This window comes from Streptomyces gossypii, assembly GCF_025165795.1.
Lineage (GTDB): Bacteria > Actinomycetota > Actinomycetes > Streptomycetales > Streptomycetaceae > Streptomyces > Streptomyces gossypii.
On sequence record NZ_JAJAGO010000023.1, the window covers coordinates 37,766 to 52,023 of the forward strand.

Sequence of the window (14,258 nt, forward strand, 5' to 3'; positions counted from 1 at the left end):
GCCTCACCCCGCCGGGTGCATCTCGGCGAGATGCATTTCGTCGTTGGAGGCCGAGTTCGGCGTGTACTCGACGTTCGGCGCCAGGGCGATGATGCCGGTCATGTGGGCCAGCACGGCGTCCCGTACGACCTTGTCGCTCTGGTGGGCGAGGGCCTCGGCGAAGGCGGTCTGCCGCTCCGGGCCGGAGGCCAGCTCGCCCCGCTGGATGAGCTTGTCCAGGGCGGCGGTGCCGTAGCTGCTCTGGGCGCCCTTGGTGCCGTAGATCTGATCCATCGTGAAGGCGGCGTCACCCGCCTGGTTGCCGTGCTGTGCCTGGAGCATCGTCGGGCCGATGTCGTCGGGGAAGGGCCGGAGCAGGTACTCCATCCAGGCGTTCACGTCCAGCATCTTGATTTTCACCTTGAGGCCCGCCTCCAGCAGTGAGTTCTGCACAACCTCCAGGGCTTCCGCGGCCTTGGGGTAGATGCCGTTGCGGCCGATGAGCGTGATCGTCTTGTCCACTGGTACGCCGTCGGCCTTGGCCTCCTCGACCAGCGACTTCGCGCGTTCCATGTCATAGGGCCAGGCCTTGACGTCCGGGTTGTAGCCGGTGACCCCGGTCGGGACGACCTGGCCGGCTGGTTCGCCGAGCCCCGCGAAGACGGAGGCGACCAGCCCTTTCTTGTCGATCGCGTAGTTGACGGCCTCGCGCACCCGGAGGTCGTCCAGCGGCTTCTGGGTGGCGTCCATCCGCAGATAGGTCGTCTCGTTGTTCGGGAACTCCACGGCGTGGTCGCCCGCGCCGTCGGCCGGGGCGAGGCCCACCGCGACGTCGGCCTCACCGCTGGAGACCATCGCCGCGCGGATGCTGCCCTCGGCGCGCCAGGAGTAGAGCGCCGCCTTGTACTCCGGGGCCTTGCCCCAGTAGCCGTCGAACCTCTCCAGCCGCAGGTTGATGCCCTGGTTCCACTTGTCGATGCGGTACGGGCCGGTGCCGACCGGTTCGCGGACCTTGCCCTTCGCGTCGGTGGTGGTCGGCACGACTTCCACGAAGGAGAGCCGCAGCGGGAGGATGGGGTCCGGTTCGGCCGTGGTGACCTTGAGCGTGGTGTCGTTCACGGCCGTCGCGCTGATCTTGGTGCCGCCGAACACATAGCCGTTGACGTTGCACTCGATGCCGGAGTTGACCGTCCGGTCGATGGAGTACGCGGCGGCCTCGGCGTCGAACGCCGTGCCGTCGTGGAAGGTGACGCCCTCGCGGAGAGTGAACTCCCAGGTCTTCGGCGCCTTCTGATCCCATTCGGTGGCGAGCTTGGGCTCCAGCTCGCCGGTCTTGGGCACGCGCTCGGTCAGCGGCTCGGTGATGTTCGAGCGGGTGACCCGGCCGGTGGCGGTCAGCGAGGCGTCGCACGGCTCCAGCGTGGGCGGCTCCTCGGGCAGCACGATCCGTACCGTGTCAGCGCCCGCGGCGGCCCCGGAGTTGGCGACCGTGCACCCGCTCGCCAGCAGTATCGCCCCCACGACGGCGAACACCGTGGCGAACACCGGAGCCTTCCGGCCCGGCGGGCCGGTGCCTTTCGGTGGGCGGAGAGGGGACTGCATCGTTCCTCCTTGCTGACGTGCGTACACGGTGGTTGCGCCGCGGACGGGCGGTCCGCGAGCGGCTGTTCAGGGCTGCGCGGGGGAACTTTCGTCCAGGGCGGCGTAGCCGCGGTCGAGGACCCGGCCCAGCTCCGCCCGGTGTTCCGGGGTGACGTCCGCCAGCGGGGGGCGGACGGAGCCCGCCGACCGGCCCTGGAGGTCGAGTCCGGCCTTGACCAGCGAGACCGCGTAGCCGTCGGTGGTGTTCCGCAGTCGCGTCAGCGGCACATAGAACTCCCGCAGCAGCGTGCGCTGGGTGTCGTCGTCGCCGCTCTCGACGGCGTCGAAGAAGGCACGGGCGATCCTCGGCGCGAAGGCGAGCGTGGCCGAGGAGTAGGCGCGGGCCCCGACCGCCGCGTAGGCGCGTGCGAAGGTCTCCGCCGTCGGCATGCCGTTGAGCAGCGGCAGGTCGCCGCCGGTCGCGGTCTGGATGCGCTGGAGCAGCTCGATGTCGCCGTGCCCGTCCTTGAAGGCCACGATCTGTTCGAGTTCGGCGAGTTCGGCCACCGCCTCGGGGGTGAAGATCGCGGTCGAGCGCTGGTACGGGACCAGCGGCAGCTCGGTGGCCGCCGCTATCTGCCGGTAGTGCGCGACCAGGCCGGCGGGCGGGCCGACTTGGAGATAGGGCGGCAGTACGAGCGCGCCGTCGGCTCCGGCGCTCTCGGCGGAGCGGGCGAACTCGACCGCGACCCTCGTGCCACCGCCGATTCCGGCGAAGACGCGGACCTGGCCCGCCACGTGGGAGACGGCGGCGCCGACGACCTCGCGGTGCTCGGCAAGGGTCAGCGAGGCGAACTCGCCCGTCCCGCAGGCGACGAACACGGCCGTCGGCTGGACTTCCAGCATCTCGGTCAGATGGCGCCGGAAGCGTGGCAGGTCCAGCTCTCCGTCCTCGCCGAAGGGAGTCACGGGGAAGCCGAGCAGTCCGTTGAGAGAGTCCGTCGGCCTGGGTTGTGCGAGCACCGGAAAGCCCCTTGTCTATGTATGAAGACGACGTCTAACGTGGTAGACGGGAGTAAAGTCTCGTCCAGCCGATGCGTCAAGAGATGTTTCAAGAGACGTTTAGAGACGGGGCACGTGATGGGGAGGAAAAACGGGTGACGGAGACGGGCACACCCCAGGAGGCGGGGCGGGTACGCAGTGTGAAGTCCGCAGAGCGGACCATCGCGCTGCTGGAGTATCTGAGCGCGGCGGAATCCGCCCGCTCACTACGGGACGTCACCAGTGACATGGCCATCCCGCGGGCGAGTGCGTACGCACTGCTGATGACGCTCGTCCGGACGGGCTGGGTGGAGCCCGACGAGACCGGATCCGGTTTCCGACTGGGCATCAGAGCGCTGCGGGCGGGGGCCTCTTACGTCGAGCACGACGACGTGGTGCGGCGCGCGCAGCCGGTGATGAACGACTTGTCCGACAAGCTCGGTGAGACGATCCACCTGGCCCGCCTCGACGGCCACGAGATCGTCTACCTCGCGACGTGCCCCTCCCGGCACTCACTGGCTGTAGTCTCCAAACCAGGCCGCAGACTGCCCTGCTGGGCCACCGGTCTCGGCAAGGCGATACTCGCGCAACGCCCTTGGCCGGAGGTCGACGCGCTGCTGCCGGAAACCCTCGCGGCGCGCACCGAAAGGACAATCACCGACCGGGCGCGGCTCAAGGAGGAGCTGGTCGAGGTCGCCCAGCGGGGGAACGCGGTCGACGAGCAGGAATCCACCCTCGGTCTGCGCTGCTTCGCCCTCCCGCTGCGCTTCGGCAGCGCGGGCACGGTGAGCGAGGCGCTGAGCTGCTCGATCCCCCTCGTCCGCCTCGACCCGGCCCGGGAGCAGATGATCCTCGACGCGCTACGGCACGCCCGCGACCGCATCGTCGGCTGACGGCGAGCGGCGGCCCGCACCGTCCCTCCCGGCCGCCGCGCGGCCGGGAGGGACGGTGCAGAGCCGCATACGCGTCGCGTCAGCGCGTCGGTGGCCCCGTGGAGTCGGGCTCCATGCCCAGCGGGGCAAGACGACCGCTTCGCAGTTCGCGGAAGCCCGGCACTGCGGCCAGCGTCAGCAGCCCGTCCCAGAGCCGCCCGGCCGCCTCCCCCACCGGGGCCGGAGAGACGACCGGCCCGAAGAAGGCCGCCCGGCCGCCCGCCAACCGGCCTGCCGGGCCGTCGAAGGCGATCACAGGAGTGCCCAGGCCGGGCCCGACCAGCGCGACGGCTTCCGCATGCGAAGCCCGCATCGCGTCGTCGTACGCCTCGTCACCCCAAAACTCCGCCAACGCGGGCGGCATCCCCAGCACATCCAACGCATCCTGCACGGCGGTCCACTGGCCGCGCTCGTGCATCCTCACGCCCAGCTCGGTGAAGAACCGGCCCAGCATGTCCACGCCGTACTGCTCCGCAACCGCCGTGCACACCCGCACCGGGCCCCACAGATACTCCGTCCACTCCCCCTCCGGGTCCTCCGGGTTCACCTCCAGCCCCTCATTGAGCACCTGAAGACTCATCACCCGCCAGCGCACCGACACCGGACGCACCCGGGTCACCTCCACCAGCCACCGCGAGGTGATCCAGGTGTAGGGACAGACCGGGTCGAACCAGAAGTCCGCACTGGTCGTCTCCGTCGAGCTCAACTCGGCCGCTCCGCGATTGCCAGGAAACGGCGGGACATCAGCGGGATCTGGTGCTCCAGCTGCTGCCGGAGCGAGGCGACCACCGCGTCGGCGGCCTCCGGTCCCTCCTCCTCGGCCAGTTCGTCGCGCCGCGCGATCAGGCCCCGGCTGATCGCCTCGATGCGCTCCCGCCAGTCCCGCGTCTCCTCGTAGGCGTGCACGACGAAGCCCGCCTGCTCCAGCAGGGGCCGGTGGTCGGGGACCTGCGGCGGGCGGTCCTCGGGGGTGCGGTGGTAGTCCCAGCTGGTGAAGACGAACCGGCCGCCCGGCGCCAGGGTACGGAAGATCTCTTCGCACGCCTGCTGCTTGTCGAGGGCGAAGGTGAAGGCGTCCACGCTCATCACGGCGCCGGCCGCGCCGTCGGGCAGCCCGGTGTCGGCGAACTCCCCGCGCCGGAAGACCGCCCGGCCGCTGTCCGCGGCGCCGCCACCGTCCGCCTCGCCCTCCGGGCCATCCCCCGCCGGGCCATCCCCCGCCGGGATGCGCGCGGCAGCCCGGCGGGCCTCCTCCAGCGCCACCTCGGAGATGTCCAGCCCCAGCAGCCGCGCGCCCGTACGGACCGCGAGGACCAGCCCGGGACCGCCACGCCCGCAGCCGAGATCCAGCAGCAGCTCACCCGGGCCGACCCTCAGCTCCGCCGCGAAACGGGCGAGTTCGGTCTCGGAGACGTAGCTGTACGGGTCGGCCTGCCCGGCGTGGTCCTCGCCGAAAACCTCCCGCCACACCTGCCTGCGGGTCTCGCGCCGGGCCTGCTTGGTGTAGCTGCTGTCGAAGACGGTGGGCCAGTCGATCTGCGTCATGGCGTCTGCTCCGTTCCAGGGGAGACGTCATTGTGTCCCCCTCGGACGGTGTGACCGCAGGGGGGTACACGTGCCGGGCCTGCCGTGGAGGCCGGGCGCCGCCTCCCAGGCAGGCCCCCCGCCCGGCCCGTCTCACAGGCTGCTGCGGCTGTCCTCCCGCTCCCCTGCGCGGGCCTGAGCCGCGAGCGCGGCCACGGCTGCCGGCGTGACGCCGACCCCGGCCCCTATACCGGCTGCGGCCCCGGCCACGCCGCCGGCGCGGCGTACGGCGGCGAGTTCACGTACGACGTCCATATCGCTGAAGGGGATCAGCTCCTCGCCGATCACCTGGTGCGGTTCGCTGCCCTTCCCCGCGATCAGCACCAAGTCCCCCGGGCGTGCGGCACCCAACGCGCGGCGGATCGCCGTACGCCGGTCCGCCAGCCGCTCGTACGGTGTGCCCGTCGCCGTGAGACCGGGCACGATCTGGTCCAGGATCGCCTCCGGATCCTCGTGGCGCGGGTTGTCGGAGGTGAGCACGCACAGGTCGGAGAGTTCACCGGCGATCCTGCCCATCGTGGCGCGCTTGGTGTCGTCGCGGTCGCCGCCGCAGCCGAAGACCGTGATGACCCGGCCGGAGGCGAAGCCGCGGATGGCGGTGAGGACCTTCTCCAGCGAGTCCGGCGAGTGCGCGTAGTCGACGACGACGGAGGTGCCGTCGGGCGTCTCGTAGGTCTCGAACCGGCCGGGGACGGTCGCCACCCGGTCGAGCGCGCCGACCAGCGTCGCCAGGTCATGGCCCAGGACATGGCAGGCGGCGACGGCGGCGAGGGCGTTCGAGACCGAGTACCGGCCCGGGGAGGGGATCGCCACCGGATACCTGCGCCCGCCGTGGCACAGGGTGAAGCGGCTTCCAGCGGCGTCGAAGACGAGGTCCGTCGCCGTGTAGTCGGCCTCCCTGTCGAGCGCGTAGGTGGCGACCGCGCCCGGCATGAGGGCCTGGACCTCCCGGCCCACCGGGTCGTCGGCGTTGGTCACGGCGCGGCGGCAGAGTCCCTGGAAGAGCAGCAGCTTGGCGTTCTTGTAGTTCTCCATCGTGCCGTGGTCGTCCAGGTGGTCCTGGGTGAGGTTGGTGAACACGCCGACGTCCAGGAAGGTCCGGTCCACCCGGTGCGTCAGCAGCCCGACCGAGGTGGCCTCCAGCACCACGCTGTCCGCACCGCCGTCACGCATCAGCCCCAGCACGTACTGGAGGTCGGGCGGCTCCGGGGTGGACAGGCCGGTGAAGGGCATCGGGATCAGCTCGCTGCCGATCCGGCTCCCCGAGGTGCCGATGACACCCACCCGCGCACCCTCGGTGAGCGCGAGCAGCGACTCGACGAGGAACGACACGGACGTCTTGCCGTTCGTCCCGGTGACGGCGACCATGTCCATCGCCCGGCCCGGCTCACCGTAGTAGCGCGAGGTCACGACGGGGGCGGCCGTACGGGTGTCGCCCACCTGCACCACGCACACCGCGGCGTCCGCCTCCTCCCCGTCCGCGTCCGCACGCTCGCACAGCACCGCCACCGCACCGCGCCGCAGCGCCTCCGCCACACCCTCGGGGCCGCCCCCGCCATGCCCCGGCACCGCGATGTACAGCGCTCCGGGTGTCACCTGGAGGGCGTCGAAGCTCGTCCCCGCCGTGATCTCGGTCTTGTCCGGATCGCCCTGGAGCACCTGGTGCTCATGCCCGTCCAGCAGTTCACTCAGTCGCACAACAGTCCCCTCGAAGGCGGCTCCGGGGCAGCATGGACCGGCCGCCGTCGTACGGCAGTGCGGTGCACAGGTGCCGGACACCGCGGTGGTGGCCATGGCCTGGTCTGTCCGGTACCGCGCTCACGGGTACCCGAACGTCGGGAATGTCGCTGTGTGCCGGACGGTGTCCGGCAGGTGGGACCGCGCCGCACGACAGGCGGGGCCCACGAACAGATCGCTGTGCGAGCCCCCACGGCCAGCCAGGCGCGGGGTGCTACCTCAGAGTGACGCGGCGCGGTCCGGTCTGCGTCCGGACCGGCATTGGACCGGGCCACGCAGACGCCCGGAACAGCGTTCAGTCGCTTGTCTCAGGCCGTCGAGCGCGGAAGGTACACCCTCACCACGCTCCTTGGAGCATACATTCCGTTGGCCCTTCCCTCGATCCCCTGCAAAACCTCCCCAATTCGCACCTTCGCCCGAACATCCGCATGGCAGGGGCCGCCCGCGTCACGGTTTCCAGTCGCGGGCGAGCAGGGACCAGACGGCGATGTCGTGGCGGGTGCCGAGGTAGGGGAAGGCCTCGCGGAGGGTGCCCTCGCGGGTCATGCCGAGCCGCTCCGCCGTTGCCGCGCTGCGTGTGTTCGTGGTGAAGGCGCGCCACTCGACGCGGTGCATGCCGCGCGTCTCGAACGCCCAGCGGATGAAGTGCCGGGCGGCACGGTGGACCAGGCCGCGCCCCTGGGCCTCCGGTGCGATCCAGACGCCGATCTCGCAGACGCCGGCGGGTGCGGCGAAGACACGGAAGAGGATGCCGCCCACCAGCGTGCCGTCCAGCCAGATGCCGCAGATGCGGCCGTCGTCGGCGGCCTGCCGGTCCGCGTAGGTCCGCAGCCACGCACGGGCACCCTCCTCGTCGGTTATCGAGGTGGCCCAGGGCAGCCAGGGGGCGAGATGGTCGCGCGTGCGGGCGATGAAGTCGGCGAAATCCCTGGCCTGCCAGGGCTCCAGCGGGCGGAGCTCGGCGGTGTCGGTCAGCGGGTGTGCGAACACGGAGTCCCCGATCACAGAGTGAGTACCAAACGTTCGTTACGTACCCTAGGCTACCGACCACCGCACGCACACCGACGGCACCCCGAGGGAGCCCGCATGCCACCTGCCCGTGGAGACCATGAGGCCAGACGCGCCGATGTGTCCGAGGCGGTCTGGCGGGTCCTCGCCGCGAAGGGGCTCGGCGGGCTGACGCTGCGCGCCGTCGCGGCCGAGATGGACGCCTCCACCGGGCTGCTCACCCACTACTTCCCCACCAAGCGGGCCCTCGTACGGCACGCCCTCGTCGTCGCCGAGGAGCGCACCTCGGCCTTCGCCCGGCGCACGCCGGAGGCGGAAGGACTGGCCTCACTGCGCGCCGCGCTCCTCGACGTGCTGCCGCTCACGCCCGGGGGCGCCGCGATGAACCGGGTCTGGGTCAGCTCCTGGGACGCCTCGCTCGCCGATCCGGAACTGCGGGCCAACGAGCTGGCCCGGCTGGAGCGTTGGCGCGGCAGACTGCGTGCCCATGTGGTGTCCGCGCGGGAGCGCGGTGAGCTGCCGGAGGAGACGGACGCCGACGAGGTGACGGCTTCCGCCGCCGCGTTCACCCACGGGCTCGTCGTCCACGCGCTGTTCGACCCGGATCGCTTCCCGCCGGAGCGGCAGACCGCGCTTCTGGACGGCTTCCTGCGCGGGATCACGGGCTAGCAGGCGGCTGAACCGGCTGCCGTCCGGCCCTTGTCCGGCCCCAGGCCGTGCCGTCTACTGTCGTGCCATGGACGCACAGGCCGGCAGACGTACGGAAAGCAGGCAGCGGACTGCCTACTGGTGGTCGGCGTTGCGGGCGCCGGGCGGCGCGGAACCGCCGCCGAGCGTCGTCGAGCGGCTCTCCTGGTACGAGCGGCAGAAGTCCCGGGCCCGCGCGGGCTTCTACGTGTCGGAGGTGGTGATCGTGCTGCTCTCCGCCTCCGTCCCGGCGGCCGTGGCGATGGACGCGCCCGGCGCCGTCACCGGGAGCCTGGGGGCCGGGGTGGCGGCAGCCGTGGGGCTGCGGCAGCTGTTCCGGTGGGGCGAGAACTGGATCCGTACGAGCGCCTCGATGGTGGCGCTCCAGCAGCATGTGATCGCCTGGAGCCTGGGCAGCGCGCCGTACGACGGGCCGGGCGCCCAGCAGTTGCTGGCAGGCCGGGTGGAGGAGCTGGTCCTCGCGGACACCGCGACCTGGTCGGCGATGCGCAGCCCCGTGCCCGTCGCGCCGGAGCCGGGGGCGCCGACGGGGGCGCCGACGGGCGCCGCGCCGCCGCCGGGCAGCTGAACGCGCGCCGCCCTCATTCGTCCGCGTCGAGGGTGAAGTCCCCGTATACCGGGCGGCCGGCGGGCTGGTAGGTGTGGATGGCGACTCCGGAGCTGGTGGTCCTGGAGTCGGCCAGCTTCAGGGCGGTGGGGACCGCGCCCTCGGCGAAGAGCCGCTTGCCCTCCCCCAGTACGACCGGATAGGTGAACAGCCGGTACTCGTCGATCAGACCGGCCGCCATCAGGGACTGCGCGAGCATGCCGCTGCCGTGGATCTGGAGTTCCCTGCCGGGCCTGGCCTTGAGCTCGGCGACCTCCTCCGCGGCCTTCCGGCCCAGCAGCGTGGAGTTGTGCCAGTCCAGCTGCTCCAGGGTGGTGGAGGCGACGTACTTGGGGAGGCTGTTCAGGCGGCTGGCGACCAGGTTCTGCTCGTCTGTGACGCGGGGCCAGTAGGCGGCGAAGATCTCGTACGTCCGGCGGCCGAGCAGGAAGCCGTCGGCCGCGGCGAACCACTCGTCGATGCACCTGCCCATCTCCTCGTCGACGTACGGCACCACCCAGCCGCCCTTGTCGAAGCCGCCGGTGCGGTCCTCATCGGGGCCGCCGGGGCCCTGCATCACGCCGTCCAGGGACAGGAAGGTCTGCAGCGTTACCTTGGCCATGATCGGGTCCTTTCTCGCATCCGGACTGTCTGCCCAGATGGACCCCTGGCGGACCCGGAGATCATCGGCCCGGGTCCGCGGGGACGGCCACTTCCGTGCAGCCGGGGTGCGACTGCCGGTGTCAGGGGACGTAGTTGCAGAAGGGGATGCGGTCGAGGGCGCGGATGTAGCGGGCGTTCACCCAGCCGGTGCGCTTGGCCAGCTTGTACCAGGTGTTGAGCCCGGGGGCCATCTCCCCGCGGATCATGCACTTGATCGCGATGACCGAGTCCCGGGGGATCACGCCGATGACCGGAGCGGTCGTGCTGGGCCGCAGATGGACCCTGACACTCCGCGTCACGTAGCCATGACGGACCTTGCCGCCGCCCTGCTGCTGGGCGAGTTGGGACTGGGCGGCGCGCTGTTCGGGTGCGACCGGGGCCGGAGCCGGGGCCGGCTCGGCGACGGCGTTCGCGGTGCCCGCGAGGGACATGGCGGCGACGGCACCGCTGGTGGCGCAGAGGGCGACCTTGCTGAGTCTGGAGTGGAGCATGTCGTCTCCTGTGGGAGGGGACCCCCGGGAGGGGCCCCGGGGAGGCCCGAGGGCTGCCGTGCTTGCACGGGAACGGTGGGGCGTACGGGTGCGGCAGCCTCACGGGAACGGACACACGATCACGATTCGTGTCAAAGCGGTCACGATATGCGTTCTCACGCTAAGGAGGATGCGCCCTGCCCGCAACTCGTCGCCGGTGCCGTCCACGCACCGCCCACCGGCCGCCCACCGGCTCTCGCGGGTACGATCCCCCGGTGGAGCTCACCGTTCTGGGCGGCTGCGGAGCCTGGCCGACCGCCGATCAGGCATGCAGCGGCTACGTCGTGGAGAGCGACGGATTCCGGCTGCTGATCGACCCGGGCTACGCGACACTGCCCCGGCTGCTGGCGGAGTTCACCGCCGCACAGGTCGACGCGGTGCTCGTCAGCCACGGCCACCCGGACCACTGCGCCGACCTCAACCCCCTGCTGCGGGCGCGTGCGTTGGCGGACACTCCCGCCCCCGCGCTTCCGCTGTACGCCCTGCCGGGCGCGCTTGACGCGGTGCTCGCCCTGGACCGGCCGGGCATGCTGGCGGGGGCTTACGAGTTGCGGGAGTTCGAGGCCGGTACGGGCCGCCGCTTCGGCATCGGGCCGTTCACTGTCGACACCCGGCTGCTGCCGCACTTCGTCCCCAACGCCGGTGTCCGGCTCACCGCCTCGGACGGCACGGCACTCGTCTACACCGGCGACACCGGGCCCAGCCCGGAGATCGCCGCCCTCGCGCGCGACGCCGAGCTGCTGCTGTCGGAGGCCACCTATCCCGAGCAGGTCCCGGCGGCGGACGCCGCGTTCCTGCTGAGCGCCCGCCTCGCGGGCGGATACGCGACGGCTGCGGGAGCCGGACGGCTGGTCCTCACCCATCTGTGGCCCGACTCGGACGCAGGCGAGGCGGTGACGGCGGCGGCCGCCGCGTACGACGGGCCGGTGAGCGTGGCATCCCCGGGCGCCCGGTTCACCACCGGCCCGTAGGCCACGGCACCGCGCACGCCGACGGCCGCGCACCGTCAGGGGGTCGCCGCGGCGGCCAGCGTCGACGTGTCGATGACGAAGCGGTAGCGCACGTCCCCCGCGACGACCCGCTCGTACGCGTCATTGATCCCGTCCGCGCTGATCACCTCGATGTCCGCGCCGATCCCGTGCAGTGCGCAGAAGTCCAGCATCTCCTGGGTCTCCCGGATGCCGCCGATGGCGGAGCCCGCGAGGTGCTTGCGGCCGAACATCAGGGAGAACATGTTCACCGGCACGGGGTTCTCCGGGGCGCCGACGTTCACCAGCGTGCCGCCCGTCCGCAGCAGCCCGAGGTACGCGTCCATGTCCAGGTTCGCCGAGACGGTGTTGACGATCAGGTCGAAGCTGCCCGCCAGCCGCTCGAAGGTGGCCGGGTCGCCGGTGGCGTGGAAGTGGGCGGCGCCGAACCGGAGCCCGTCCTCCTGCTTGCGCAGGCTCTGGCTCAGCACGGTGACCTCGGCACCCATCGCATGCGCGATCTTGACGCCCATGTGGCCGAGACCGCCCATGCCGACGATGGCGACGCGCGTTCCGGGGCCGGTCTTCCAGTGCGCGAGCGGCGAGTAGAGGGTGATCCCCGCGCACAGCAGCGGCGCGGCCTCGTCCAGGGTGATGCCCTCGGGGATGCGCACGGAGTAGTTCTCGTCGACGACGATGTGCGTGCTGTATCCGCCGTACGTGGGCTCGCCGTCGCTGCCGGTCGCGTTGTACGTCATCAGCATGCCGCTGCCGGTGCAGTACTGCTCCAGTCCGGCGCGGCAGTTGTCGCAGTCGCGGCAGGAGTCGACGAAGCAGCCGACTCCGGCCCGGTCGCCGACCGCATGCCGGGTGACGCCGCTGCCGACCTCGGTGATGACACCCGCGATCTCGTGACCGGGGACCATCGGGAAGATCGCCTCGCCCCAGTCCTCCCGTATCTGGTGGATGTCGGAGTGGCAGATTCCGGCGTACCTGATCTCGATCAGGACGTCGTGCTCGCCGAGCGCGCGGCGCGGGATGGTGGTGTGCTCCAGGGGTGCCTTCGGCGCCGGGGCGGCGAAGGCGTGAACGGTGGCCACGGACATCAGGGGCTCCTCATCGCGGTGCGGTGCCGTCTTCGGCACCCTGTGCCGTGAGCGTGCGGGAATCCGGGCGGCCTACCCAGCCCTCCGTTGTACGTATGTCCGCGGTGCCTACCACTGACGGGGACAGGATGGGACGACCGCGGACGCCCCGTCGCGGCCATACTGGATGCATGGAGCAGCCAGATCTCATGGATCCGCGTACCGAGCTGAGCGAGTTCCTGCGTACCCGGCGCGCCCGGCTGCAGCCGGTGGACGTCGGGCTGGCGCACTACGGCGGGCGGCGCCGGGTGCCCGGACTGCGGCGCGAGGAGCTGGCGCAGGTCGCCGGGGTGAGCGTCGCCTACTACACGCGGCTGGAGCAGGGGCACAGCCATAACGTGTCCACCGGTGTACTCGACGCGATCGCCGGTGCGCTGCGGCTCACCCGCGCCGAGCGCGACCACCTGACGCATCTGACGAAGCCGAAGCGGCACACCCGCCGGGTCTCGACGCGCCCGCAGCGCGTACGGCCGCTGCTTCAGCAGATGATCGACGCGATGGAGGGCGTGCCCGCCTACGTGGTCGGACGGCGGCTGGACGTCATCGGCTGGAATCCGCTGGCCAACGTGCTGCTGGGCGGTCTGTCCGCCCGGCCGCGCCACGAGCTGAACATGGCGTGGCTGGTCTTCCTCGACCCGGGCACGCGAGCGCTGTACGCGGACTGGGCGCAGAAGGCGTCCGATGTCGTCGCCTGGCTGCGGCTGGACGCCGGCTGTCATACGGACGATCCGCAGCTCAACGCGCTGATCGGAGAGCTGTCCGTCAAGTCTCCGGACTTCCGGCGGCTGTGGGCCAAGCACAACGTGCAGGAGAAGTCGTACGGGACGAAGGAGCTGCGCCATCCGCTGGTCGGGCGGCTCGAACTCTCCTTCGAGGTGCTGAAGCTGCCCGGCGACCAGTCGCAGGAGCTGGTCGCCTACCACGCGGCGCCCGGCTCGGCCTCGAGCGAGGCGCTGCGGCTGCTGGCCAGCTGGGCGGCGGAGATGCCCGCGCCGGACGGCGGGGACGGGCCGGAGCCGGAGGCGCCGGCTGCGGACGGACAGGGCGCGGACGGGTCCGGCGCGGAAGCGGCAACACGGCACGCATGATCCGTGCCGTACCGGTCACCCGAAGAGCAGAGACCCGTACGGGACCGGCGCTGCCCACGGCATCCGGCCCTGCGGGTTATGACGCCGAGAGGAGTGATCAACGTGCAGGCTGCCTTTCTCGTTGCCCCGGCAGGGGTTGAGCAGATGGAGCTGACCGACCCGTGGCGGGCCGTGCGGGACGCCGGTGGCACACCCCGGCTGCTCTCCACGGTGGGCGGACGCGTCCAGGCGTTCCACCATCTGGACAAGGCCGACAGCTTCGCGGTGGACCAGACGGTCGGCGAAGCCTCGGTGTCGGATTACGACGGCCTGGTGCTGCCCGGCGGCGTGGCGAATCCCGACGCGCTGCGGATGGACCGGGAAGCCGTACGGTTCGTCCGCGCCTTCTTCGACACGGGCAGGCCGGTGGCGGCGATCTGCCACGCGCCCTGGACACTGATCGAGGCGGGGGTGCTGCCCGGCCGGACGCTCACCTCGTGGCCGAGCCTGGCCACCGACATCCGCAACGCGGGCGCCACCTGGGTGGACGAGCCGGTGTTCATCTGCCGCAACGGGGGAAACACGCTCATCACCAGCCGGAAGCCGGATGACCTCAGGGCGTTCGACGAGGCGTTCCTCGCCGAGTTCACCAAGGCCGCCGCGGCTCCCGCAGGGGGCTGACGCCCGACGCGCACCAGGGCGGGGCACGGGAGATGACTCCCGTGCCCC

At 71.5% G+C, this 14,258-nt stretch carries 15 protein-coding genes; 6 read left to right on the top strand and 9 right to left on the bottom strand.

Annotated features, from left to right (window positions below; translation table 11 throughout):
- Positions 1 to 3 precede the first annotated feature (3 nt).
- Together LHJ74_RS32795 and LHJ74_RS32800 are read right to left on the bottom strand one after the other, a co-directional pair.
- Entirely contained in the window at positions 4 to 1,581 is a 1,578-nt protein-coding gene (locus LHJ74_RS32795) for an ABC transporter substrate-binding protein (RefSeq protein WP_260221969.1), read from the bottom strand.
- Positions 1,582 to 1,647: 66 nt separating this feature from the next.
- The gene (locus LHJ74_RS32800) at positions 1,648 to 2,583 is read right to left on the bottom strand and encodes a 5-dehydro-4-deoxyglucarate dehydratase (RefSeq protein WP_260221970.1); all 936 of its coding nucleotides are present in this window, start codon (positions 2,581 to 2,583) and stop codon (positions 1,648 to 1,650) included.
- A 134-nt stretch (positions 2,584 to 2,717) separates the two neighbouring features.
- On the opposite strand from LHJ74_RS32800, the gene LHJ74_RS32805 reads away from it, so the two are divergent.
- Positions 2,718 to 3,494, top strand: a complete 777-nt coding sequence (locus LHJ74_RS32805) for an IclR family transcriptional regulator (RefSeq protein WP_260221971.1) — start codon at positions 2,718 to 2,720, stop codon at positions 3,492 to 3,494.
- 79 nt (positions 3,495 to 3,573) lie between these two features.
- Here LHJ74_RS32805 and LHJ74_RS32810 read toward each other — a convergent pair whose 3' ends face one another.
- The 4 genes from LHJ74_RS32810 to LHJ74_RS32825 form a co-directional block, all read right to left on the bottom strand.
- Positions 3,574 to 4,239 carry a mycothiol-dependent nitroreductase Rv2466c family protein gene (locus tag LHJ74_RS32810; protein WP_260221972.1) on the bottom strand — a complete coding sequence of 222 codons (666 nt, stop codon included), beginning with the start codon at positions 4,237 to 4,239 and terminating at the stop codon, positions 3,574 to 3,576.
- Complete coding sequence (locus LHJ74_RS32815) at positions 4,236 to 5,078, bottom strand: class I SAM-dependent methyltransferase (RefSeq protein WP_260221973.1); 843 nt, start codon at positions 5,076 to 5,078, stop codon at positions 4,236 to 4,238. The genes LHJ74_RS32810 and LHJ74_RS32815 overlap by 4 nt, the downstream gene beginning before the upstream one ends.
- A 132-nt stretch (positions 5,079 to 5,210) precedes the next feature.
- Positions 5,211 to 6,815 carry a UDP-N-acetylmuramoyl-L-alanyl-D-glutamate--2,6-diaminopimelate ligase gene (locus LHJ74_RS32820; protein ID WP_260221984.1) on the bottom strand — a complete coding sequence of 535 codons (1,605 nt, stop codon included), beginning with the start codon at positions 6,813 to 6,815 and terminating at the stop codon, positions 5,211 to 5,213.
- A gap of 486 nt (positions 6,816 to 7,301) precedes the next feature.
- Positions 7,302 to 7,844 carry a GNAT family N-acetyltransferase gene (locus LHJ74_RS32825; protein WP_260221985.1) on the bottom strand — a complete coding sequence of 181 codons (543 nt, stop codon included), beginning with the start codon at positions 7,842 to 7,844 and terminating at the stop codon, positions 7,302 to 7,304.
- 96 nt (positions 7,845 to 7,940) lie between these two features.
- On the opposite strand from LHJ74_RS32825, the gene LHJ74_RS32830 reads away from it, so the two are divergent.
- Together LHJ74_RS32830 and LHJ74_RS32835 are read left to right on the top strand one after the other, a co-directional pair.
- The gene (locus LHJ74_RS32830; protein ID WP_260221974.1) at positions 7,941 to 8,531 is read left to right on the top strand and encodes a TetR/AcrR family transcriptional regulator; all 591 of its coding nucleotides are present in this window, start codon (positions 7,941 to 7,943) and stop codon (positions 8,529 to 8,531) included.
- Between the two features lie 67 nt (positions 8,532 to 8,598).
- Complete coding sequence (locus LHJ74_RS32835) at positions 8,599 to 9,138, top strand: DUF4231 domain-containing protein (RefSeq protein ID WP_260221975.1); 540 nt, start codon at positions 8,599 to 8,601, stop codon at positions 9,136 to 9,138.
- Between the two features lie 13 nt (positions 9,139 to 9,151).
- Here LHJ74_RS32835 and LHJ74_RS32840 read toward each other — a convergent pair whose 3' ends face one another.
- Positions 9,152 to 9,778, bottom strand: a complete 627-nt coding sequence (locus tag LHJ74_RS32840) for a dihydrofolate reductase family protein (RefSeq protein WP_260221977.1) — start codon at positions 9,776 to 9,778, stop codon at positions 9,152 to 9,154.
- Between the two features lie 121 nt (positions 9,779 to 9,899).
- A complete protein-coding gene (locus tag LHJ74_RS32845; RefSeq protein ID WP_260221978.1) occupies positions 9,900 to 10,310 on the bottom strand; it encodes an SH3 domain-containing protein in 411 nt (136 codons plus the stop codon).
- 254 nt (positions 10,311 to 10,564) lie between these two features.
- Between LHJ74_RS32845 and LHJ74_RS32850 the strand changes: the two genes are divergently transcribed.
- On the top strand, positions 10,565 to 11,320 hold the full coding sequence (locus LHJ74_RS32850; RefSeq protein ID WP_260221979.1) for an MBL fold metallo-hydrolase: 756 nt from the start codon (positions 10,565 to 10,567) through the stop codon (positions 11,318 to 11,320).
- Positions 11,321 to 11,355: 35 nt separating this feature from the next.
- On the opposite strand, the gene LHJ74_RS32855 is transcribed toward LHJ74_RS32850, so the two are convergent.
- Positions 11,356 to 12,423 (bottom strand): NAD(P)-dependent alcohol dehydrogenase, encoded by a 1,068-nt coding sequence (locus LHJ74_RS32855; protein WP_260221980.1) that lies wholly within the window; start codon positions 12,421 to 12,423, stop codon positions 11,356 to 11,358.
- A 170-nt stretch (positions 12,424 to 12,593) separates the two neighbouring features.
- On the opposite strand from LHJ74_RS32855, the gene LHJ74_RS32860 reads away from it, so the two are divergent.
- Entirely contained in the window at positions 12,594 to 13,550 is a 957-nt protein-coding gene (locus tag LHJ74_RS32860; protein WP_260221981.1) for a helix-turn-helix transcriptional regulator, read from the top strand.
- Between the two features lie 102 nt (positions 13,551 to 13,652).
- Positions 13,653 to 14,210, top strand: a complete 558-nt coding sequence (locus tag LHJ74_RS32865) for a type 1 glutamine amidotransferase domain-containing protein (RefSeq protein WP_260221982.1) — start codon at positions 13,653 to 13,655, stop codon at positions 14,208 to 14,210.
- Positions 14,211 to 14,258 lie beyond the last annotated feature (48 nt).